The following is a 21864-nucleotide window of genomic DNA, read 5'->3' as shown; positions in this document are numbered from 1 at the left end:
CGAGATGCGTGACGGTCGCCTGCTGGTCGCAGGCCAGACGTGCTGGCGCGTGGAACACGCCGACCGTGTGGCGTGCATCATCGACGCGCAGGACTACTTCCGGCACGTGAAAGCGGCCATGTTGCAGGCACAGCGCCGCATTCTGCTCATCGGCTGGGATTTCGACACCAGGATGCTGCTCGAACGTGGCGGCAAGACGCTGCCCGGGCCCAACCCGCTGGGCACGTTGCTGCGTTACCTGGTCCGGATCCGACCCGACCTGGAGATCCACCTGCTGCGCTCCAACGTGCGGCTGATCTCGGCGTTCGAGGCCATGTGGGGTGCGGTGACCCCGGTGGCGCTGATGAACCGACTCAGCAGCGACCGGCTGCAGTTCGCCGTCGACGGTGTCCACCCGACAGGTGCCGTGCCGCACCAGAAGATCGTGGTGGTGGATGACGCGATCGCGTTCTGCGGCGGTATCGATCTGACCGTCGACCGCTGGGACACCCGGGAGCACTTGCACCACAACGTCTTCCGTAGGAACGTCGGTCATGCGTACGGTCCCCGCCACGATGTGGTGGCAGCGGTGGACGGTGCCGCCGCACGGGCCCTGGCCGAGCACGCCCGCGAACGCTGGCATGCGGCGACGGGGGTGGCCCTCGAACCGGTGGACGCCACGCACACGGTCTGGCCGGACAATCTGCCACCGACGATGCGCGACATCGAGGTGGGCATCGCCCGCACCAAGCCGGAGCTCGAAGGCCAGTCCGAGGCGCGCGAGGTGGAAGCTCTCAACCTGGCGGCGCTGGCGGTCGCCGACCGGGCGATCTATCTGGAGAACCAGTATCTGGCCTCCCGCAAGATCGTCGACGTACTCGCGGTCCGGCTGCAGGAGCCCGACGGCCCCGAGGTCGTCATCGTCATGCCACGGCACTCCGAGAGCCGGCTCGAAGAGCAGGCCATGGACAGCGCCCGCTTCCGCATGCTGCACGTGCTGTGGTCGGCCGACAAACACGAGCGTCTGGGTGTGTACTGGCCGGTGACCACCCACGGTGAGTCGATCTACGTGCACTCCAAGGTCATGGTGATCGACGACCAGCTGCTCCGGATCGGCTCGTCCAACCTCAACAATCGCTCCCTGGGCTTCGACAGCGAATGCGATGTGGCATTCGAGGCCCACCCGGGGAACGACGGGCACGAGAACGTCAGCGCCGCGATCGCCGCGGTACGCAACGGCCTGGTGGCCGAACACCTGGACGTTCCGCTCGAGGAGTTCGAACGTGCCGTGGCGGAGCAGGGCTCGCTGCTGAAGGCCATCGAGGCGCTCAAGGGCAGGGGCAGGACGCTGAGCCGCTTCACCGAGCGCACGGTCGCCGGTGAGGGCAGCCTGTTGGCCGAGAACGACCTGATGGATCCCGACCGCGTTCCGCGCTCCTTCGTCCGGAGCCTGCAGCGGTGGATTGCCCGCCTCAACGACCAGCGGTGAAATCGGCCCGCTTATGGTCGATGGGTGACGATCACCTACGACGACGCACTGCGGGAGCGGATCCGGGGCCATCTCGACGGGCACCAACGCCGTGTGGTGACGGATCCGACGAAACGCCATGCCGCGGTGGCGGTCGTCCTGGTCGATTCCGAGGTCGGTGAGGACCGGGTGGATCCCGCGCCCGTCGACGATTGGATCGCCGGGCGACCGATGCCGGATGCCAATCTGGACGGACGCATGGTGGATGTCTCCGGCGGAGCGGCGTTCTTTCTGTGCCGCAGGGCGTCTCGGCTGAGTTCACATGCCGCACAATGGGCGCTGCCCGGCGGCCGGCTGGACCCCGGGGAGACCGTCGTGGACGCCGCGCTGCGGGAACTCGACGAGGAAGTCGGCGTCCGGCTGCCCGAGTCGACGGTGCTCGGGTTGCTCGACGACTATCCGACCCGGTCCGGCTACGTCATCACCCCGGTGGTCCTCTGGGGTGGCGGCCGGCTGGACCCGAAACCGTCACCCGCGGAGGTGGTGGCGGTGTACCGGGTGGGTTTGCATCAACTGCAGCGCGGGGATTCCCCGCGGTTCATCGACATCCCGGAGAGTCCCCGGCCGGTGGTGCAGATCCCCCTGGGAGGCGACCTGATCCACGCCCCGACGGGAGCGGTGCTGCTGCAGTTGCGCTGGCTCGGCCTCGAGGGCCGCGCCGACCCGGTCAGTGACCTCGAGCAGCCGGTGTTCGCCTGGAAGTAGCCAGCCCGCTCAGCGAGGACGGCAGCGCACCGGTGTGCAACACCCCGAGTCGTTGGGTGGCCCGGGTGAGAGCGACGTAGAGTTCGGCCGCACCGCGCGCGCCCTCGGCCAGGATCGCGTCCGGTTCCACCACCAGAACCGCGTCGAACTCCAACCCCTTGGTCTCTGCGGCCGGCACCGTACCGGGCAGACCGTGCGGGCCGATCACCACGCTGGTGCCGTCGCGCTCGGCTTCGTCCCGGGTGAAGTCCTCGATGGCGGAGACCAATTGGTCGGCGTCGACCTGTTGGGACCATGGTTGCGCGCCCGAGGCGCGGACCGACTCCGGGGGAGCGACGTCCGGCGCGATCTCGGCGAGCAGCGCCGCGGCGACGGCCATGATCTCCGCCGGGGTGCGATAGTTCACCGTCAACGTCTTGTAGACCCAGCGGTCCGCCACGTACGGCTCCATGGTGGTGGCCCACGAGGTGGACCCCGCGGCAGACCGGCGCTGCGCGAGATCGCCGACCACGGTGAACGACCGGCTCGGGCAGCGCCGCATCAGCACCCGCCAGTCCATGGCGGACAGCTCCTGGGCCTCATCGACCACCACGTGCCGGTAGGTCCAATCCCGGTCGGCGGCAGCACGTTCGGACAACTCCCGGTTGTCGCGCTCGGTGAACCGCTCCGCCAGCTTCTCGGCGTCGATGACATCAGAGGCCAGCAGGTGGTCCTCGTCGTCCATCAGATCCTCGCGGTCGATCATCAGGTCCAGCACACCCGCGGCGTAGGCCTCCTCCTCTTCGCGCTCCTTCTCGGCGGCGGCCTCGGCCCGGCGGTCGCGGCCCAGGAGATCGACCAGCTCGTCGAGCAGCGGGACGTCCGAGATCGTCCACGCGTGCCCGTCGGCGCGGAACAGCGCCGGATCGGCGCCGGCCGCGGCCAGCCGTTCAGGTGAGGAGTACAGCCCGGCCAGCAGCGACTCGGGGGTCAGGATCGGCCACAGTTCGTCGATCGCCTTGCTCACCTGCTCATGGTCGTCGAGTTCCTCGGTCAGATCCGACCGCAGATCCTCCCAGGCGTTCTTGTCCTCGCGGCTCAACCAGCCCCGGGCGATCCGGCTGGTCGCCCGCTCGGTGAGCACGTAGACGATGATCTCGCGGAATTTGGCCCGCGCATCGTTGTGCGGCAACCCGCTGTCGCGGGCCTCCTGCCGGGCCCACTCGGCGGTCGCGGCATCGATCCGCACTTCGGTGTCGGTCAGCTCGATCGGGATCGGGTCGGCCGGAAGCTCCTGGCGGTCGGCGATCGCCGCGGCCAGCACGTCCAGGATCGGCAACCCACCCTTGATCCGCGCGACGTCCGGGTGGTCTTCGGCGGATACGTGCAGACCGGGCACCAGATCACCGGGGGTCATGAACACCGCGTCCGACTCGCCGAGCGACGGCAGCACCCGGCTGATGTGGTTCAGGAACGCTTCGTTGGGACCCACCACCAGCACCCCGTGGCGCTCGAAGCGGGCCCGCTGTGTGTAGAGCAGATACGCCACCCGGTGCAGGGCCACCACGGTCTTACCCGTTCCCGGACCGCCTTCGATCACCAGGACACCGGGATGGTCGAGCCGGATGATCTCGTCCTGTTCGGCCTGGATGGTGGCCACGATGTCGCGCATCCCCTCGCCGCGGGGTGCGTTGACGGCGGCCAGCAGCGCGGCGTCGCTGTCGCGGCTGCCGTCTCCGGCGTCGGGGCGGCCGAGCACCTCGTCGGTGAAGTCCACGATGCGGCGACCACGCGAGTGGAACTGCCGGCGGCGGCGCATGCCCTCCGGGTTCGCGGCCGTAGCCACGTAGAACGCCCGCGCCGCGGGTGCACGCCAGTCGAGCAGTAGAGGATCATGGTCGGTGCGCTCGTCGAGGATGCCGAGCCTGCCGATGTAGAGCCGTTCACCGGCCACAGTGTCGAGCCGCCCGAAGCACAACCCGTGATCGGCCACCTCGAGGCGCTGCTGTTGTTTGGCCAGGGCGCGCACCTCGACGTCGCGCTCCAGCAGGGTGGCGCCCTCCCGGTCGTCGCCGGGCCCGCGAAGTGCCGTGCGATACCTCTCCTTCAGGCGGGCGCGCTCGGTGTCCAGCCGGGTGTAGAGCTCGGTCACATAGCTCTGCTCGGCCTGCAGCTCGTTTTCGTATTGGTGGTCTGACACCTGACTCCTAGATCCTCGGCGGTTGACGCCGACCAGCGAGTGTCTCTCACCACCCCGGTCTTGCCGCAAGTCCAGGGTCCTCACTTATCCTGAAAGGGGCAAACGGAGTCGTCGCCTTCTGTCACCGGGGGAGGGTGTGCGTGAGAGGTCGAGCGCTCGTCGCCGCGATGGCCGGTGCCGGTGCGGTGCTGCTGGGTCCGGCATCTCAACCGGCGTCGGCAGGCCCGTGCCCGGACATCGAGATCGTCTTCGCCCGCGGCAGTGGTGAGCCGCCGGGCGTCGGGGGTGTGGGGCAGGCCTTCGTCGACGCCGTCCGCGCCCGTGCCGCGGGCCGCTCCGTCGACGTGTATGCGGTGAATTACGCTGCCAGCAGCAACTTTTCGAACCGACCGGAGATCGCGGCCACCGTTGCCGACGGTATCCGGGACGAAGCCGCGCACTTGAGGTCCATCGTCGCGGCGTGCCCGGACACGCGACTGATCCTGGGCGGCTACTCCCAAGGCGCCGCGTTGACCGGGATGCTCACGTCCTCAGTGGTGCCCACCGGAGCGCCCGCGCCGCTGCCGGCCGACGTCGCCGAACACGTCGCCGCGGTGGTGTTCTTCGGCAAACCGGCCGGTGAGCTGGTCAGCAGATACAGCGTCAGCTCGGTGGCCGTCGGACCGGGGTACGCCTCCAAGGCACTGGAGCTGTGTGCACCAGGTGACGCCGTTTGCGAAGGGGTGCTCGCCGGACCTCGAGCCGCTCACCGGCTCTACCCGGTCAACGGCATGGTGGGCCAGGGTGCGGCGTACGCGGTCAGCCGGCTCTGAGCAGCATCAGTTCCGTTGCGGGACAGCGATTCTGGACAAGTCGTCGGCAATGACGAGGTCGCCGTCGTAAACCTCCGCGGCCTCGTCCCGGTAGGCGCGGCTGTCGGGGTGACGCTGGGAGAAATGGGTGAGCACCAGCCGCCGGACACCACAGGCCTGGGCCACCTGGGCCGCTTGACGTGCCGTCAGGTGTCCGTAGCGCACCGCCAGGTCGGCCTCGGCGTGCAGGAAGGTCGACTCGATCACCAGCAGGTCCACCCCGTCGGCAAGGGCGTACACGGCATCACACAACCGGGTGTCCATCACGAACGCGAACCGCTGGCCGCGCCGCGGCTCAGTGACATCGGCCAATTTCACTGTGCGGTCCTGGATCTGCACCGAACCGCGGCGCTGGAGTTCGCCCACAGCCGGTCCGGACACCCCGGCCCGGGCCAGCGCCAGGGGGTCGAACCTGCGGCCGTCGGGTTCGGTCAACCGGTAGCCGATGGTGTCGACGACGTGATCGAGCGCGCGGGCCTCCAGCACACCGAACTCCCCGGTCGCCACCGGGCCGTCGGAGAAGACCGGCACGGCGGGGGCGTCCACCGTGTCGTGGAACTGGCTGGCGTGACGCAGCCGGGAGAAGTACTCCTGCCCGGAACCGGGAAAGTGCACCGGAACCTGGTGCCGTGCCCCGTCGAGGGACAGTCGCTGGATGACGCCGGGCACGCCCAGGCAGTGATCGCCGTGAAAGTGGGTGAGGCACAAGCGGGTTACCCGGCTGACGGGCACTCCGGCGAAGAGAAACTGCCGTTGGGTGCCTTCCCCGGGGTCGAACAGCAGTCCCTCGCCGTCCCACATCAGCAGGTAGCCGTTGTGGTTGCGGTGTCGCGTCGGCACCTGGCTGGCGGTACCGAGCACGATCAGCTCCCGGGCGGACACCGTTGTGACACTATCGGTTAAGACCCCCTTCCCGCGGGTATTGATGGCTCTAGCGGCAAACGTCGCTGACGTTGCCGCTAGAAGGAGTTGTCCCATGAAGAGTCGGGTTGTGACGCGTGCCGTTGCGGCTGCAGCGCTGGGCTTTTCGGGGGCCGTCGCGGGGTTGTCGGCGCCGGTGGCCGCCGCCGAACCGGCGTGCCCTGATGCCGAGGTGATCTTCGCCCGCGGCACCGGGGAGGCCCCGGGAGTCGGTGGTATCGGGCAGGCGTTCGTGGATTCCGTGCGCAACCAGGCCGGCGGCCGCTCGGTAGGTGTCTATGCCGTGAACTACCCGGCCAGCGGCAATTTCAACGACCGCTTCGACATCGTCCGCAGCGTTACCGCCGGGGTGCGGGACGAAGGAGCCCGGATCGAGTACATGGCGGCCAACTGCCCCGACACCAGGCTCATTCTGGGTGGCTACTCACAAGGCGGGGCGGTGACCGGCTTCACCACCTCCTCGGCTGTGCCCGCAGATGTCCCCGCCGACCTGGTGCCGCCGCCGCTGCCCGGGGACGTCGCCGACAACGTGGCCGCCGTGGTGCTCTTCGGCAAACCCTCCAATGAATTCCTGCGCAGCTTCAACGCCCCGACCATCGAGATCGGGCCCGCCTACACCGACAAGACGCTGGACCTGTGCGCACCCGGCGACACCATCTGCGAGGGCGTCTTCGGTGGCGGACCCACGGTGTCGCACGCGCTCTACCCGCTCAACGGTCAGGTCAGCCAGGGCGCGGCGTACGCGGTGGGCCGCCTCTGAGGAGTCAGGACGGCGGGTACGGCAGGCCGAATTCGTCGGCCAGCAGGCTCTGGACGATGATCATCGCGGCCTGTGAGCCCGCGGCGACCGCGCCCGCGACGTGCGGTTGCTCCGTGCACACGTCGCCTGCGGCGAACACCGTCGGCGCGCTCGTCCGGTACAGCGGGTCCACACCCAAGGAGTCGGCGGCCAACGGGCCCGGTGTGCAGACCGCACCCAGCTGTTCGGCGAGTTTGGACCGCTGGCGCAGAGGGGCTTCGACCAGCAGCCCGTCACGGGGCAAGCGATCTCCGTCGACGAACACGACGTCGGTGAGTCTCCCGCCGGCGCCGAGCAGCGACGCGATCCGCCTCCGTTCGATCCGGACGGAGGCGGAGTTCAGCAGTTGAATCTGCTGCGAACTGAGCTGGGCCGCGTCGTCGGTGAGAAGCACCACGTCATTGCTCCATCCGCGCAGCATGAGCGCCGCGTGCACGCCCTCGTCGCCGTTGGCCAGTGCGGCCAGGCGCCGGTCCCGCATCTCCCAGCCGTGGCAGAAGGGGCACTGGAAGACCGAGGTCCCCCAGAGCTCACGCAGCCCGGGGATGTCGGGCGGCTCGTAATCCATCCCGGTGGCCAGCAGCACCCGACGGGCATACACCGTCTCGCCGGTGTCCAGGGTCAGTGAGTAGCCGCCGTCGGCGGGCGCGCCTTCGCGGGCCCATGCCCGGCGGTACTCGACCGTGGGGTAGCGGGACAGTTCGTCGCGGCCCATGGCGTAGAGCTGCTCGGGCGGGCGGCCGTCGTGTCCGAGCAGTCCACCTATCGCGGAGGCGGCCCGGTTGCTCTGCTCGTCGGCGTCGAGCACCAGGGTCCGGCGCCGCGCTCGGCCCAGTACCAGGGCGGCGCTCAGCCCTGCTGCGCCTCCGCCCACCACCACGCATTCCCAGTGGATGTCGGGTTTCATTCGCTCAACCAGATGGCTCCGTGGCGGAGTTCCACGGGGAAGGTTCGCAGTCCGGCGATCCTGCCGAATGCGCAGACAGCTGCCGAATAGGGCTTGAATCCGAAGACACGTCCCTTGGGGCCTGAGCACATGGCGCCGGTGTCGACATCGTAATCGGCTCGGTGCCAAGGGCATTCGAGGCGGCCATCGTCGGTGACACGACCGCGCCCCAGTTTGGCGAACTGATGGCGGCACAGATTGCTCACCGCGAACGGGCGGCCGTCGGGTGTCATCCCGACCGCCAGGACCCCCTTGTGCTCGGTGCGCACTTCGATGACACGCCGTTTGCCGAGCTGGTCGACGGCCAGCAGTCGCCGGCCCGCAGCGGACACCGGATGGTCGTGGGTCACCGGCGGGAAGGGACCGGCGGTGTCGACGCCGTGGTGATGGGGATCGTTGCGCAGCTTCGTCATTGACAGGAGTTACCCACAGCGCGACCGCTGAAACGGCGTTTGAACGCCGGCGTCGTGGCAACCCGCCTCGGGGAATCAGTAGACGGGAAACGAAGCCATGCGGATCGTCATCACCGGAGCGTCCGGCAACGTAGGGACGGCGCTGCTGCGGGCGTTGCGAACATCCGACCAGAGCCATGAATTGGTAGGGGTGGTGCGGCGGCCCCCTGAGTCACGTGGACCTACTGACGAGATCTACGGCGAAGCGCGTTGGTATGCCTTGGATCTTGCCGGCGACGGGGCGGCCGGCCATCTGCGGGAGGTGTTCGAGGGCGCCGACGCGGTGGTGCATCTGGCCTGGGGCTTCCAGCCCACCCGGAACACCGACTACCTGACGCGGCTGGGCGTCGGCGGGACCACCGCGGTGCTGGAGGCGGCCCACGCGGTCCGGGTGCCCCACCTCCTGCACATGTCCTCGGTCGGGACGTACGCCGCGGGTCGTTACGGCGAGCGGGTGGACGAGACCTGGCCCACCACCGGGATCCGGACCTCGCCGTACAGCCGCGACAAAGCCGCGGCCGAGGCGAAGCTGGACGATTACGAGCGCGAGCATGGTGATACCGCTGTGTTGATCACCAGGATGCGCCCGGGATTCATCGTCCAGCGCGCGGCGGCCAGCGGCCTGATGCGGTATGCCCTACCCGGATGGGTGCCCATGCGCCTGATCCCGCTGCTGCCCGTGCTGCCCCTGGATCGTGGCCTGTGCATCCCCCTCATCCACGCCGACGACGTGGCCAGCGCATTCGTCAGCGCCATCGAGCGTCGCGCGGGCGGGCCGTTCAACCTGGCCGCGGATCCGCCCGTGACCCGGGACACCGTTGCGAAGCTGCTCGGGGCCAGAGCCGTTCAAGTGCCCTCGGGGATTCTGGGAACAGTGGTCGACCTCAGCTGGCGCGCGCGGCTGCAGCCGATCGACCGAGGCTGGCTCGACCTGGCGTTCACCGTCCCCCTGCTGGACAGTTCGCGCGCACGCCGCGAGCTCGGCTGGATTCCGCAGTGGTCGTCCACGGAAGCGCTCGCCGACGTCATCAAAGGTGTCGCCGAGGAGGCGCACACCGACAGCCCACCGCTTCGGCGGCGGTCCATGGTCGAGCAGCTCTACCGCGACCTCACCAAAGGCTTGATGACCACCAGGCGCCTGCCCTGAGGTCGTTTGGAACCTGGTTGGGGTGGGCAGCCTGGTGACCGTGGTCGAAAACGCACGCCACGATCTGGCAGTCCGGATGGCCGAACTGGCGCGCGCCGTCGCGGTTCCCCAGAGCGCCGAGGACATCTTCGCCGAGGTGACGTCCGCCGCAGTTGAGCTGATCCCCGGGGTGGACACCGCCGGGATCCTGCTCATCGGCAAGGGCGGCACGTTCGAATCCCACGCGACCACCACCGACCTGCCTCACGAACTCGACGAACTGCAGCACCTTCTCCAGGAGGGTCCGTGTATGTCCGCGGCCCTGGACGACGTGGTGGTGCGCACCGACGATTTCCGGGAGGAGTCGCGGTGGCCGGCGTATTCGGCCGCGGTGGCGAAACTGGGTGTGCTGAGCGGATTGTCGTTCCGGCTGTACACCTCGCAGCGCACGGCCGGGGCGCTGAACCTGTTCGGATTCGAGCCGACCGAATGGAGCATGGACTCGGTGACCACCGGGGCCGTCCTCGCCGCGCACGCCGCGGCAGCGGTGATGGCGCACAGGCAGGGCGAGCACCTGAATTCGGCGCTGGCGTCCCGGGACCGGATCGGCCAGGCCAAAGGCATCATCATGGAGCGGTTCCGGGTGGACGATGTCCGTGCCTTCGAGTTGCTGCGCAAGTTGTCGCAAGACAGCAACACCCCGCTGGTGCAGGTCGCCCAGCAGGTGATCGAGACCCGGGGCTGAGCGCTAGGGTCCTGCGCAGCGCTTCGAGCACTCCAGCAGTATCTGGCGCAACTCGGCGTCGCCGACATCGGCCAGGGCGGGATCCGTTGCGCAGGCATAGATTCCGGCGGTGGTCATGGACATCGCAACACGGGCGCTGATATCGGGAGCCGGGCCGAGCAGCAGAGCGGAAAAGCGGTCGATGATGAGCTGGAACTCCTCATGCGATTCCACGATCTGATGGATCGTCGGGTCGCCGTAGAACAGCGACGAGATGCGCCGGTGCCGGATCGCGAGTTCGACCAGACCGCTGATCGCCACATCGCGCTGCGCGTCCTGGGTGGGCAGCAACTCGGCGATGCGGATCAGGTGCTCGATGTCCTCGAAGATCGGTAGCACCACCGCCAGGGCGATCTCGTCCTTGGATTGGAACTGGTAGTACACCGCACCCTTGCCGACGCCCAAGCGGTCGGCGATCATCTGCAGCGACGTCCCGTGCACCCCGTGTTTGGCAAACAGCTCGAGGGCGGCGTCGAGCACCCTTTCACGGGCGAAACCGCGGTTGGCTGCCGTCTTGGTCATGCGCTACCCCCTTCCTGCTGCCGTCACCCTCAGCCGCAGAAGTCAATCTGCGCGACTGTACCCCGGGCGCGGTGTGACCACGCACACTTAGCCGCTCGGCTTGTAAAAAGATAGCCGTGTGGATAGCGTTTAGCCCCACTAAGGACAAGTCGTAACGATCGTTCGGCCGCAAAGGGGCGCGGGTATGCAGGTGGTCAGGCGAGCGTGGCTGCCGTTGCTCATCGTGGTGGTGGTTCTCATCGCCGGATTCACCGTCGACCGGGTCCGCGGGTTCTTCGCCTCCGAACCGCCCATGGTCACTCCCGTGAACTTCGCCGACGATCCCGAGCCCTTCGAGCCCAAAGTCGTCGAATACGAGATCAACGGCGCCGGCGGAACCGCCGATGTGAACTACATGGATCTGGAGGGCAAGCCCCAGCGCGTTGACGGGGCGGCGCTGCCGTGGCGGGTCCGGCTGGAGACAACCAACCCATCGGCGATGGCGCATGTGGTGGCTCAAGGTACGGGCAGCAGCCTGACCTGCCGGATCATCGTCGACGGTGAGTTGAAAGAAGAGAGGACCGTCGACGGCGTGAGTGCCCAGACCTTCTGCATCGACAAGTCCGCATGAGCGCGCACTCCAGCGAGGCGCCCACCGGCCCGGTTCGCGTGGCCGAGCAGCGGCACTTCCACTTCGAGAAGCCGGCCCGGCTGTTCCGCAAGCTGTCCGTCCCGATCATCCTGATCTGGATCGCCATCGCGGCCTTCCTCAACATCTCGGTACCGCAGCTCGAGCAAGTCGGTGAAGAGCGGTCCGTGTCGATGAGCCCGGACGAGGCGCCCGCGGTGATCGCGATGCAGCGTGCCGGTCAGGTGTTCGACGAGTACAAGTCCAACAGCTCGGTGATGATCGTGCTGGAGGGCCAGGAGCCACTGGGCGACGACTCCCGCCAGTACTACTCCGAGATCATCCGCAAACTCCAGGCCGACACCAAACACGTTGAACACGTGCAGGATCTGTGGAGCGATCCGCTGACCGCCTCAGGTGTGCAGAGCAATGACGGCAAGGCCGTCTACGTGCAGGCCAACATCGCCGGCAATCAGGGCGAGGCGCTGGCCAACGAGTCGGTCCAAGCCGTGCGCGACGTCATCGACAGCACACCGGCACCCGAGGGGGTCTCGACCTACATCACCGGTGCCGCGGCACTGTCGGCCGATCAGCAGGAAGCCAGCCACAACAGCCTGCGCACCGTGGAGATGCTGACGTTCGCCGTCATCATCGTCATGCTGCTGATCATCTACCGCTCCGTCATCACCACGGTGCTGATGCTGGTGATGGTGGGCATCAGCATCGCCACGGTGCGGGGAACGGTCGCCTTCCTGGGCTATCACGACGTCATCGGGCTGTCGGTGTTCGCCACCGGGCTGTTGTCCACCCTGGCGATCGCGATCGCGGTGGACTACGCGATCTTCCTGATCGGCCGCTACCAGGAGGGCCGAGGCAACGGGGAGGACCGGGAAACGGCCTACCTCAACATGTTCGGCGGCACGGCGCACGTGATCGTGGGTTCGGGCCTGACCATCGCCGGCGCGACGTTCTGTCTGAGCTTCACCCGCCTGCCCTACTTCCAGACCCTGGGCGTGCCGTTGGCCGTCGGCATGCTGGTGCTGATCTTCACCGCCATGACCTTCGGCCCCGCACTCATCACCATCGCCAGCCGCTTCGGCCTGCTGGAGCCCAAACGCTCGATGCGCAAACGGGGTTGGCGCAAGATCGGTGCCGCCGTGGTGCGCTGGCCCGGGCCCATCCTGATCACCTCGGTGGCCGCCTCGCTCATCGGTCTGCTGGCGCTGCCCGGCTACCAGACCAGCTACAACGACCGGCAGTACCTACCGTCCGACATCAACACCAACCTGGGTTATGCCGCCGCCGAACGCCACTTCTCGCCGGCGCGGTTGAACCCCGAGATGCTGATGATCGAAACCGACCGGGATTTGCGTAATCCCGCCGACATGCTGGTGATCGAGAAGATCGCCAAGGCGGTGTTCGGCGTACAGGGCATCGGGCGGGTGCAGACCATCACGCGTCCGGATGGCAAGCCGATCGAGAACACGTCGATCCCGTATCTGATGAGCCAGCAGGGCACACTGCAGACCCTGAACCAGAAGTACATGGACGACATGATGGCCGACATGCTCAAGCAGGCCGACACCATGCAGACCAACATCGACACCATGACCGAGATGCAGCGCATCACCACCGAAATGGCCGACACCACTCACAAAATGGTGTCGCTCATGGAGGTCACGGTGGGCGACATCCAGCAGCTGCGTGACAACATCGCCAACTTCGACGATTTCTTCCGGCCGATGCGCAATTACTTCTACTGGGAACCGCACTGCTACGACATCCCGATCTGCTGGGCGCTGCGCTCGGTGTTCGACGTCATCGACGCCACCGACGTCATGACCAACGACATGGAGCAGTTGATGCCGCAGATGCGGCGCCTGGATGCGCTGATGCCGCAGATGCTGGCCATCATGCCGTCGATGATCGACACCATGCGGTCGATGAAAACGATGATGCTGACGATGCAGCAGACCCAGGCCGGCATGCAGGAACAGCAGAAGATCATGCAGGAGAACGGCACCGAGATGGGTGACGCGTTCAACGCCGCCCGCAACGACGACTCGTTCTACCTGCCGCAGGAGGCTCTCGACAACCCGGACTTCGCAAAGGGGTTGGAGCAGTTCATCTCTCCCAACGGCAATGCGGTGCGGTTCATCATCGCCCACGAGGGTGACCCGATGACCGCCGAGGGCATCGCCAAGATCGACCAGATCAAGAAGGCCGCCAAGGAGGCCATCAAGGGCACCCCGCTGGAGGGTTCGACGATCTACCTCGGTGGCACTGCGGCCACGTTCAAGGACATGGCCGACGGCACCGCCTTCGACCTGCTGATCGCCGGGATCGCCGCCATCTGTCTGATCTTCATCATCATGTTGATCCTGACGCGGGCGGTAGTCGCGGCCGCGGTGATCGTGGGCACGGTGATCCTGTCGCTCGGTGCCTCGTTCGGTATCTCGGTGTTGATCTGGCAGCACCTGATCGGTATCGAATTGCACTGGATGGTGCTACCGATGGCGGTGATCATCCTGCTGGCCGTCGGCGCCGACTACAACCTGTTGGTGGTGGCCCGGCTCAAAGAGGAGATACACGCCGGCCTGAACACCGGCATGATCCGCACCATGGGTGGCAGCGGTTCGACGGTGACGGCCGCGGGTATGGTGTTCGGCTTCACGATGATGACGATGGCGGTCAGCGACCTGACCATCATGGGCCAGGTGGGCACCACCATCGGTCTCGGACTTCTGTTCGACACCTTCGTGATTCGTTCCTTCATGACCCCCTCGATCGCGGCCCTGCTGGGGCGGTGGTTCTGGTGGCCGCAGAACGTCCGGATGCGGCCGAGACCCGAGCCGTGGCCCAAGCGCGAGTTGGTGCAGAGTTCATGATGATTCGCAGGTTCTCGGTGGCCGTTGCGGCGTCCGTGGTGTTGTTGATGGGTGCTGCACCGGTGGCGCAGGCCGATCCCGATGAGGCGTTCGCCGAGCAGTTGCACACGTTCGGGATCTACGGGCAGAAGGATTTCAACGCCTGGATCGGCAAGCTGATGTGCAAGCGGCTGCGCAACGGCCACGACGCGGATGCCTTCGCCTCGGCCAAGTTCGTCCACGACCAGCTGATCAAGGGCACCACCACTGATCAGGCCTGGCAGTTCGTCGGCGCCGGCATCCCCATCTACTGCCCCGACCAGCTGCCCGTCCTGCAGCGCGCCGCCGAGCAACGGAGTCAGCGATGAAGCGTTTCCTGTTGGCGGCCTTGGCCGTTGGCTTCGTGACCACAGCAGCGCCGGCGGCCGCCGATGCCACCGACGAGTACCCCATCCCCAGCCGGATGCTCAAGACCACCTGCACCGTCGACCAGTACATGGCCGCGGTACGCGACACCAACCCGGTGTACTACGAGCGCTACATCATCGACTACAACAACAAGTCCCCCGATGTGCAGAAGTGGGCCCGCGACCGCATCACCTGGTTCTTCTCCATGGATTACGCGGGGCGCCGGGCATATTCGGAAGAAACCGCCACCAATGCCTTCTACGAGACGCTGGCGTGGAACTGGCCCAACTGGGCCAAGCTGTTCTTCAACAACAAGGGCGTCGTCGCCCACGGCACCGATGTCTGCATGACCTACCCGCCGGTGGACCCGACCGTCTGGACCTGGTAGGCACCTGCGCCGCCAGTGTGGAGTTGATCCACGCCGGCGCCGCCTACGCGTGCATCTTCTCCACGGTCACGGGTGACGCGCCGCCGAGTCGGGCGGGGGTGTCACCCCGTGGGCGATGCCGTTGGCCGCGTGAATGCCCGCGAGGAAGGCGGCGACGGTTCGCATGCCCCGGCGACGGCGGAGTTTCTGCCAGTTTGTCGGTTTCTTGTAGAACATGTCTCCGATGTTCGTGGATATCCGCGTTGGCCAACAGTGGCACTAGCGCCGTTGTTCGTTAACATAGTGACATGCACTCCGTGGCGATCCTCGCGTACGACGGCATGTCCGGTTTCGAATCCGGGGCGCCCGCCGAGATCTTCGGGATCACCGAGCTGTCCGAGCGCTTCTCCGCCGGCATCACCCGCCCCTGGTACTCCGTCAAGCTCTGCGCCGAAGCGCCCGAGGTGCGCATGCTCGGCGGCGCGACGGTACGTACGCCGTACGGTCTGGACGACCTGGCCGACGCCGACACCGTGATCATCCCGAGCGTGCGCGACGCCACTGAGACTCCCTCGCCGGGACTCATCGAGGCGATCACCGCCGCCCAGCAGCGCAACGCCCGGCTGGTGTCCATCTGTTCGGGAGCGTTCGCGCTCGCCGCGGCCGGCGTGCTCGACGGGCAACGAGCCACCACGCACTGGATCTACGTGGACCTGTTGCAGCAGTCCTATCCCCAGATCGAAGTCGACCCGTCACCGCTGTATGTCGACGCCGGCGGCGTGCTCACCAGTGCGGGCTGCGCCGCGGGGATAGACCTGTGCCTGCACATCGTGCGCAGTGACCACGGGGTCAAGGTCGCCAACGATGTGGCGCGGCGGCTGGTGGTCGCACCGCACCGGGCCGGGGGACAGGCGCAGTACATCGAGACACCGGTGCCCGAGCCGTCCACCGACGGGCGTATCGCCGCGGGAATGGCCTGGGCGCTGGAGAACCTCGATTCACCCATCTCGCTGGACGACCTGGCCGCCCGGTCGGCGCTGTCGCGGCGCAGCTATCTGCGGCAGTTCGCGAAAGCCACCGGCACCACACCCATCAAATGGCTGATCGAGCAGCGCATCCAGGCCAGCCTGCCGTTGCTGGAATCATCAGAGCTGTCGATCGAGCAGATCGCCACGCGGGTGGGATTCGAGTCGCCGGTGACCTTCCGGCACCACTTCACCCGACAGCTCCGGACCACACCCAGTGACTACCGGAACTGCTTCACGGCGACGGCCGGCGACGCCGACGCCGTTTGATTACGCAGGCGTACCGATTCGCCGTTATCGTGACCAGATGCTCAGCGAGGACTCCGATGCTCAGGCCGATGTGCTGCAGGCGCAGTCGATGCGCCGGCTCCTGAGTGAGGAACGCCGGGCAACCGGAGCGAAGATCGCCGCACTGGTGAGGCGACTCACCGCAGCGAGTTCCACCGGCCAGCCGGATGCCCATCAGATCAAGCGGACGATCCGTCAGTTGGAGAACGACATCCAGCAACTCGACCGGATGCTCGCCGCACTGACGCGGCGGTTCCCGGAGCCGGTCAGCGAGCCCGCTTAGGCGTCTTCGAGAGCCTCGCCGATTTCTTGAGCGACGCGGCTGTGCTCGTCGTGCAGCAGCAGATGGCCCGTCGCCAGCACCAGCGCAACCGGCCATTCGATGATCTCCACGGCGGCCAGCACACCGAGCGCCCCGTAGAACGCCAGCTGCTCCGGACGCGGCAGGCGCACCCGGCCCACGACCGGTAGATCCACTGCGAAGGACTGCGCGTCGCGGACCTTCTGCACCGCCTCGCGGTGCGACGTCTTCGACGAGGATTCGGCCATTTGTTGCCTTTCGGTCATGGCGTGTTGGGCGTCAGGACGTCCGGTGTCCGGACCGTGGAGGACGTGTCCACCACATCCGTCGCGAGCGGCTCGTCCGATCCAGTGTCCGTAGTGGCCAGGTTCATCGCAATCCCGTTGCGCGAGCTGTACGCCGCATTGTGGCGGCTCGGAGTCGTCGACATCGACGACTGCACGCGCGAGAGCACCCGGGGTGCCACCCACGCCGCGGCGGTCGCCGTCCCCGCGGTGCCCAAGGCCTGAGCCCATCCGAGCGGCCCAAGAGGCGTGCAGCCCAGCAACTGGCTGACGCCCGGGGTGCTGATCAGCACGCCCAGCGTCGCCAGCGAACCGCCCGCTGTCGCCACCACCAGCGGGCTGTGCGAGTCCAAAAGCGTCTGCCCCAGCTGGGTGGACACCAGCGCGACCAGTGCAACGGTCGAGGCGTGCCGTGGTCGCAGACTGAAGCCGGCCAGCAGCCAGGCGGTGGTGGCCGCGGCGGCGGTGGTGGTACCGCGAATGGCCACCGTTCGCCACAACGCCGATTGATCCGGACCGTGCCCGCCGCCGCTGGTGTCGATCGACGGGCTCACCGCCAGTGCGGCGGCCGGGAGCGCGTCGGTCATCATGTTGACCAGCAGCAGCTGTCGAGCATTGAGCGGCGAGCGGCCTGTCAGCGCCGAACCGATGATGGCGAACGCCACTTCGCCGGCATTGCCGCCCAGGAGCACCGACACCGCGGCCTGAACCCGGCGCCACAGCTGCCGCCCCTCTTCGAGAGCATCCAGCAGCGCGCCGATGCGCCCGTCGAGCAGCATGACGTCGGCCGCAGTGCGGGCGGGGTCGCTGCCGCGAGAGGCCACCCCGATTCCGACGGTGGCCGAACGGATGGCCGCGGCGTCGTTGGCACCATCGCCGACCATGGCGCATACCAACCCGGCGCGCTCCAAGGTCTGCACCACCTGCACCTTGTGCTCGGGTGTCATCCTCGCGAACACCACGGTGTCCCGCACGGCAGCTTCCTGCCCGCGCCGAGACAGCCCTTCCCATTCCGTGCCGCTGATCACCTGGCCGGCCGACATCGGCAGCCCCAGCTCGGCGGCGATGGCCGTTGCGGTCACCGGGTGATCGCCGGTGATCAGCCGGACGCCGATACCCTGCTCCTTCAGGGCGGCCAATAGCGCCGCGGATTCCGCGCGTGGGGTATCCGAGAGTCCGAGCAGACCCGCGATCTCCAGCCCCGAGCCGCACAGCTCGGTGAACGCGTCGTCATCGTCTCGCGCGGCCTTCGCCTGCTGCGCGGTGACGGTGCGGCGGGCCACGGCGATGACGCGCAACCCGGAACCGGCCATCTGATGCACTGTCTCCCCGATCGCCAGCTCGCGCGAGGTGGACGCAGCGAGTAACGCCTCGGGGGCTCCTTTGAGGAGCAGTTCGGAGCCGATCAGGGTCGCCGAGAACGGTCGCCCCGACCGGAACGGCAAGTGGGCGTCGACCTCGCCGGCGTCGAGGTGGGCTGCCCCGGCCGCCTCGACCACGGCGGCGTCGGTGGCGTGCTCGTGGCGTCCGCCGTTCTTCGGCGGGGTGGCGCGCGCCGCGATGCCGAGCACCTGCTCACGGGTGAGATCGGCGAAGCTTTCCACCTGCGAGACCCTGAGGCGGTTCTCGCTGAGGGTGCCGGTCTTGTCGAAGCACACCACATCGACGCGGCCGAGCGCTTCCACCGCCTTGGGCGTCCGCACCAGGGCACCGGATTTGGTGAGCCGGCGGGCCGAGGCCTGTTGGGCCAATGTGGCGACCAGGGGGAGACCCTCGGGAACGGCGGCCACCGCTACGGCCACGCCGCCGGAAACTGCTTGCCGCAGAGGCGTTCTGCGCAGCAGCCCGAGGCCGCTGACCACGGCACCACCGGCAAGGCTGATCGGCAGCGCCCGGTTCGTCAGCTCGCGTAACTGGGACTGCAGGCCCACCGCCGACCCGTGCGCGGGAGCCACTGCGGCGGCGCGCCGGACCTGCGTCTGTACGCCGACCGAGGTCACCACGGCGACCGCGGTACCACTGACCACGGTGGTGGCGGCGTAGAGCATGCAGTCGCGTTCGGCGACTATCGCACCGGGGGTGGCCTGCACCTGTTTGACGACCGGCAGCGATTCGCCGGTCAGTGCGGATTCGTCGACCTCGAGATCGTGCGCTTCGACGATGCGGCAATCGGCGGGGACCACCTCACCGGGCCAGACTTCGATGAGGTCCCCGCGGCTCAGTTGCTCGGCCTCCACACTGCGGAATCCGTCGCCCACGATGAGACGGGCCTGCGGCTCCTGCACGGCCAGCATCCGGCGCAGCAAGCGTTCCGCCCGCAACTGTTGGGCCGCTGCCAAGATGGCGTTTCCGGTCAGCACCGACGCGACCAGCACAGCATCAACCGGGGATCCCAGCACGGCACTCGCGGCGGAGCCGACGGCCAGGATCGGGGTCAGTGGATCGGACAGTTCGTGGCGGACCGCGGTGGCCATCTCACCGGCCAGCCCGAGTGCCGGTCCGGTGACCCGCCCGGCCAGGCTCACCGACGCGGCGAGCCTCGACCGCTGGTGAGGTTCCTCGTGGTCTGGGGAGGGAAGTGCTTGCAGCACTTGATCAACCGACATCGCGTGCCAATCCTGGCTGGGAGCCGGCTCCGGGGGCTCGTCGCTCAGGACGCCTCGTGCCAAGGACATTCCGGTGAGTAAGCCGGCTGCCGCGCCGGCCGTGACCGGTCCAGGGCCACGGCCACGCACACCTGGCACCATCAGCAGTGCGCCCAGTGCCGAGGCGCTGGTGGCCAGTTCCGTGCCCCGGCGGCTGGCTTTCCGCGCGGCTGGGATGGCACGCATGATGCGCCACACCGCCGTCATGTCAGGTACCAGCAGGTCGGCCCGCCACGGCGGGGGGCGGTCCGGGGCAAGGACGCCGATCGACAGGTCGGACGCCGAAAGAGCCTGGGCGGCAACGGTAGACACGACAGCGACGGTGCGGCCATCGGCCTGCAGCGAGTGCACGGCGCCGAACAGGGCGGCCTCGACGGAGCCCTCCACCGGGTACAGCTCGTCGAACGATGACCGCAGTTCGTCGAGTTCGTCGCCGGCCACCGACATCACCTCGACATCGGCGCGCCGGATCTCACTGATGGCCACAGCGGCCAGCGGATGATGGGCGTGCCGGATGAACACCTGCCCGGGTCCGTTGCCGTTCGGCTTGGTGCTCTCCGTGACCGGCGCGCGATGCCAGCCGGCGCCGAGGGCGCCGCGCTGCACCTGCTGCTGCGCCCACTGCCACACCTCGGTGGTGGCGTGTTGCGGAACGCCGCGCAGCTGGCTGACCCGCAGCTCGTCGGTCAGCAACACCCGCGGGTCGATCACCACGGTGTCGATACGGTCGAGGCGGCGCAGGGCGTCGGGCCGAAGTGCCACCACATCGTGCCGATCGGCCAGTCCACGGCCCAGCGTGGCCGAGAACGCCTCCCGCGCACTGCGGGCCGCCTTCGGTGCGGCAACGACAGCTGCGGTACCGGCGGCGTTGATGTCTCCGGTGAGCAGGCCTACCGCAGCGGCGCCGACGCCCTGGGCGACACCACTGCGCCCGGCGTGCCGTTCGACGGGTCCGGGCGGCAGTGGACAGGGACGTTCGGGAACCGGGTCGATGTCGGGGGCCTCGGCACGGGCGGCAAGGTCCGGTTCCAGGTCCTGCCAGGCCCGTGCGGCGGCGACGAGCTCACCCACCTGGCTGAGGTGACGGAAGAACTCGACCGCCAGCGACGCCGGTGCCTGGGTGAAGGTGTACACCGAGGCCGCCGCCAGCCCGAGCGCGGTGTCCGCCGCCGTGTCGCCGAGGCGCTGCTCCACCAGCGCACGTAACCGAGGCTGGTAATCGACCACCGTCACCGCCGACACCAGCCCTGCGGGCAGTGCGGGCAACGGCAGAAGCCGGCCCGCTGTCGCGACGCCCAACCCGACCCCGTTCGCGGCCGCGGTCAGTATCCGGCCGGCCAGCACCACGCCGTCGCCGGGCAGGTCGGTCGCGCGCACCGCATCTTCGTCAGTTGCCTCGAACTCGTCCACGATCCGACACAAGCGGTCGATAGCCGGCGTCGAGTCGTCGACCGTCAGCACGAGGCGGTGGACTGCGTGGTTGAGGCGTGCCGAGGTGACGCCGGGTTCGGCAAGCATCGCCTCGACCAGAGCGCCACTGTTGTCCGGGGACAGTCCGCGGACCTCGATCCAGTACCGGTCGCCGTTGCGCCATCTCCTGCGTGCCGGGGATCCGCCGAGGACCTCCTTGACCGCCGCTGCGCTCGCCCTCAGGCTCGGTGAGAAGGTGTCACTGAGAGTGCCTGCCGCGGAGGACGTGAGCTTGAGACCGGTGCTGGCGCAGGCAGCCGTCAGCACGACAGGGGCGGCGGCAACCGTCACCGCGGTGTCGAACAGGCGCCCGAGCAGTGCCCTCACTTAGTGGTGGAGGAGCGCCGGGCAGCGGTGGACTTGCGGGCCCCGCTTGCGGGCTTACGGGTGGATGCCGTTGGGCGCGGGGCGGTTTTACGCGGAGCGGTCGGGGCAGCGGTGGGCACGGACGACAAGGTGGGCGCCGCAGCGGGGGTCGGGGCCGGTGAGCTCGCCGGAGCACCGCCGTCCACGCGGTGGCTCAGTTGATGCACCACCAGAACCGCACCGCCGACGGCGACCAGCAGTGGCCACTCGACGAGTCCGGCCGCGCCGATGGCGCCGATGGTCAGCGCCGCCGCAGCTGAGGACTGGCTACCGCTGCTGAGTCCGGAGCGGACCCCGCTCGCCACGCCGCGCACTCCGCCGACTGCGCCGTTGATGGCGGCGCCACTGATGGCGCCGGCCGCTGCGGTGGTGGCGTCTGCCGCTTTCGTCACCCCTCGAACGGCCACTGTAAAAGGATTCATCGCCACTCCCGCCTCACCGATT

21 protein-coding genes and 1 pseudogene are annotated in these 21864 nt (G+C 68.1%); 13 read left to right on the top strand and 9 right to left on the bottom strand.

Translation table 11 applies throughout. The annotated features are described in order from the left end of the window. Positions 1–4 precede the first annotated feature (4 nt). Positions 5–1468 carry a phospholipase D-like domain-containing protein gene (locus tag NL241_RS32470; protein WP_487690155.1) on the top strand — a complete coding sequence of 488 codons (1464 nt, stop codon included), beginning with the start codon at positions 5–7 and terminating at the stop codon, positions 1466–1468. Between the two features lie 24 nt (positions 1469–1492). After that, complete coding sequence (locus NL241_RS32465) at positions 1493–2212, top strand: NUDIX hydrolase (RefSeq protein WP_494396145.1); 720 nt, start codon at positions 1493–1495, stop codon at positions 2210–2212. Here NL241_RS32465 and helR read toward each other — a convergent pair. Further along, positions 2175–4391 carry an RNA polymerase recycling motor ATPase HelR gene (gene helR / locus NL241_RS32460; RefSeq protein ID WP_494396144.1) on the bottom strand — a complete coding sequence of 739 codons (2217 nt, stop codon included), beginning with the start codon at positions 4389–4391 and terminating at the stop codon, positions 2175–2177. The two genes, NL241_RS32465 and helR, sit on opposite strands and share 38 nt — an antisense overlap. Before the next feature lie 167 nt (positions 4392–4558). Here helR and NL241_RS32455 point away from each other — a divergent pair, with 167 nt between their 5' ends. Further along, on the top strand, positions 4559–5203 hold the full coding sequence (locus NL241_RS32455) for a cutinase family protein (protein WP_494398430.1): 645 nt from the start codon (positions 4559–4561) through the stop codon (positions 5201–5203). Positions 5204–5209: 6 nt separating this feature from the next. Here NL241_RS32455 and NL241_RS32450 read toward each other — a convergent pair whose 3' ends face one another. Further along, positions 5210–6124, bottom strand: a complete 915-nt coding sequence (locus NL241_RS32450) for a ribonuclease Z (RefSeq protein WP_494396143.1) — start codon at positions 6122–6124, stop codon at positions 5210–5212. A gap of 94 nt (positions 6125–6218) precedes the next feature. On the opposite strand from NL241_RS32450, the gene NL241_RS32445 reads away from it, so the two are divergent. Next, positions 6219–6923, top strand: coding sequence for a cutinase family protein (locus NL241_RS32445; protein ID WP_487690165.1), 705 nt, complete (start codon positions 6219–6221; stop codon positions 6921–6923). A gap of 4 nt (positions 6924–6927) precedes the next feature. On the opposite strand, the gene NL241_RS32440 is transcribed toward NL241_RS32445, so the two are convergent. Both NL241_RS32440 and NL241_RS32435 read right to left on the bottom strand, forming a co-directional pair. Further along, positions 6928–7869, bottom strand: a complete 942-nt coding sequence (locus NL241_RS32440; RefSeq protein ID WP_494396142.1) for an NAD(P)/FAD-dependent oxidoreductase — start codon at positions 7867–7869, stop codon at positions 6928–6930. Next, positions 7866–8321, bottom strand: coding sequence for a Rieske (2Fe-2S) protein (locus tag NL241_RS32435; RefSeq protein ID WP_494396141.1), 456 nt, complete (start codon positions 8319–8321; stop codon positions 7866–7868). The genes NL241_RS32440 and NL241_RS32435 overlap by 4 nt, the downstream gene beginning before the upstream one ends. Positions 8322–8418: 97 nt before the next feature. Between NL241_RS32435 and NL241_RS32430 the strand changes: the two genes are divergently transcribed. After that, positions 8419–9507 carry an NAD-dependent epimerase/dehydratase family protein gene (locus tag NL241_RS32430; RefSeq protein WP_494396140.1) on the top strand — a complete coding sequence of 363 codons (1089 nt, stop codon included), beginning with the start codon at positions 8419–8421 and terminating at the stop codon, positions 9505–9507. Between the two features lie 76 nt (positions 9508–9583). Beyond that, positions 9584–10231, top strand: coding sequence for an ANTAR domain-containing protein (locus NL241_RS32425; RefSeq protein ID WP_494398429.1), 648 nt, complete (start codon positions 9584–9586; stop codon positions 10229–10231). A 3-nt stretch (positions 10232–10234) separates the two neighbouring features. On the opposite strand, the gene NL241_RS32420 is transcribed toward NL241_RS32425, so the two are convergent. Beyond that, a complete protein-coding gene (locus NL241_RS32420) occupies positions 10235–10792 on the bottom strand; it encodes a TetR/AcrR family transcriptional regulator (protein ID WP_494396139.1) in 558 nt (185 codons plus the stop codon). A gap of 184 nt (positions 10793–10976) precedes the next feature. Here NL241_RS32420 and NL241_RS32415 point away from each other — a divergent pair, with 184 nt between their 5' ends. The 4 genes from NL241_RS32415 to NL241_RS32400 are packed head-to-tail and all read left to right on the top strand — an operon-like array spanning position 10977 to position 15062. After that, positions 10977–11402, top strand: a complete 426-nt coding sequence (locus tag NL241_RS32415) for an MmpS family transport accessory protein (RefSeq protein ID WP_487690179.1) — start codon at positions 10977–10979, stop codon at positions 11400–11402. Next, complete coding sequence (locus tag NL241_RS32410) at positions 11399–14287, top strand: MMPL/RND family transporter (protein WP_494396138.1); 2889 nt, start codon at positions 11399–11401, stop codon at positions 14285–14287. The genes NL241_RS32415 and NL241_RS32410 overlap by 4 nt, the downstream gene beginning before the upstream one ends. Beyond that, positions 14287–14634, top strand: a complete 348-nt coding sequence (locus tag NL241_RS32405) for a DUF732 domain-containing protein (protein WP_487690609.1) — start codon at positions 14287–14289, stop codon at positions 14632–14634. The genes NL241_RS32410 and NL241_RS32405 overlap by 1 nt, the downstream gene beginning before the upstream one ends. Next, the gene (locus tag NL241_RS32400; RefSeq protein WP_487690183.1) at positions 14631–15062 is read left to right on the top strand and encodes a DUF5078 domain-containing protein; all 432 of its coding nucleotides are present in this window, start codon (positions 14631–14633) and stop codon (positions 15060–15062) included. The genes NL241_RS32405 and NL241_RS32400 overlap by 4 nt, the downstream gene beginning before the upstream one ends. A gap of 66 nt (positions 15063–15128) precedes the next feature. On the opposite strand, the gene NL241_RS32395 is transcribed toward NL241_RS32400, so the two are convergent. Beyond that, a complete protein-coding gene (locus tag NL241_RS32395) occupies positions 15129–15278 on the bottom strand; it encodes a hypothetical protein (RefSeq protein ID WP_487690186.1) in 150 nt (49 codons plus the stop codon). Positions 15279–15349: 71 nt separating this feature from the next. Between NL241_RS32395 and NL241_RS32390 the strand changes: the two genes are divergently transcribed. Together NL241_RS32390 and NL241_RS32385 are read left to right on the top strand one after the other, a co-directional pair. Beyond that, on the top strand, positions 15350–16336 hold the full coding sequence (locus NL241_RS32390) for a helix-turn-helix domain-containing protein (protein WP_494396137.1): 987 nt from the start codon (positions 15350–15352) through the stop codon (positions 16334–16336). Positions 16337–16373: 37 nt separating this feature from the next. Then, a complete protein-coding gene (locus tag NL241_RS32385) occupies positions 16374–16637 on the top strand; it encodes a hypothetical protein (protein WP_494396136.1) in 264 nt (87 codons plus the stop codon). Here NL241_RS32385 and NL241_RS32380 read toward each other — a convergent pair. Next, positions 16634–16903: a hypothetical protein gene (locus NL241_RS32380; RefSeq protein ID WP_487690191.1), complete on the bottom strand. Its 270-nt coding sequence runs from the start codon at positions 16901–16903 to the stop codon at positions 16634–16636. The two genes, NL241_RS32385 and NL241_RS32380, sit on opposite strands and share 4 nt — an antisense overlap. On the opposite strand from NL241_RS32380, the gene NL241_RS32375 reads away from it, so the two are divergent. Continuing rightward, entirely contained in the window at positions 16874–17164 is a 291-nt protein-coding gene (locus NL241_RS32375; RefSeq protein ID WP_494396135.1) for an Rv1535 domain-containing protein, read from the top strand. The genes NL241_RS32380 and NL241_RS32375 overlap by 30 nt on opposite strands. Here the strand turns inward: NL241_RS32375 and NL241_RS32370 are convergent. Both NL241_RS32370 and NL241_RS32365 read right to left on the bottom strand, forming a co-directional pair. Then, positions 17071–21381 (bottom strand): annotated as a pseudogene (locus NL241_RS32370) (cation-translocating P-type ATPase); the annotation flags it as partial. The gene NL241_RS32375 and the pseudogene NL241_RS32370 sit on opposite strands and share 94 nt — an antisense overlap. Then, on the bottom strand, positions 21378–21842 hold the full coding sequence (locus tag NL241_RS32365) for a hypothetical protein (protein ID WP_487690193.1): 465 nt from the start codon (positions 21840–21842) through the stop codon (positions 21378–21380). The pseudogene NL241_RS32370 and the gene NL241_RS32365, both read right to left, overlap by 4 nt. Positions 21843–21864: the final 22 nt, after the last annotated feature.

Source organism: Mycolicibacterium sp. SMGY-1XX (genome assembly GCF_059132455.1).
The sequence above is the reverse complement of the archived record's forward strand: the minus strand, read 5'-3'. Positions and strand labels throughout refer to the sequence as shown.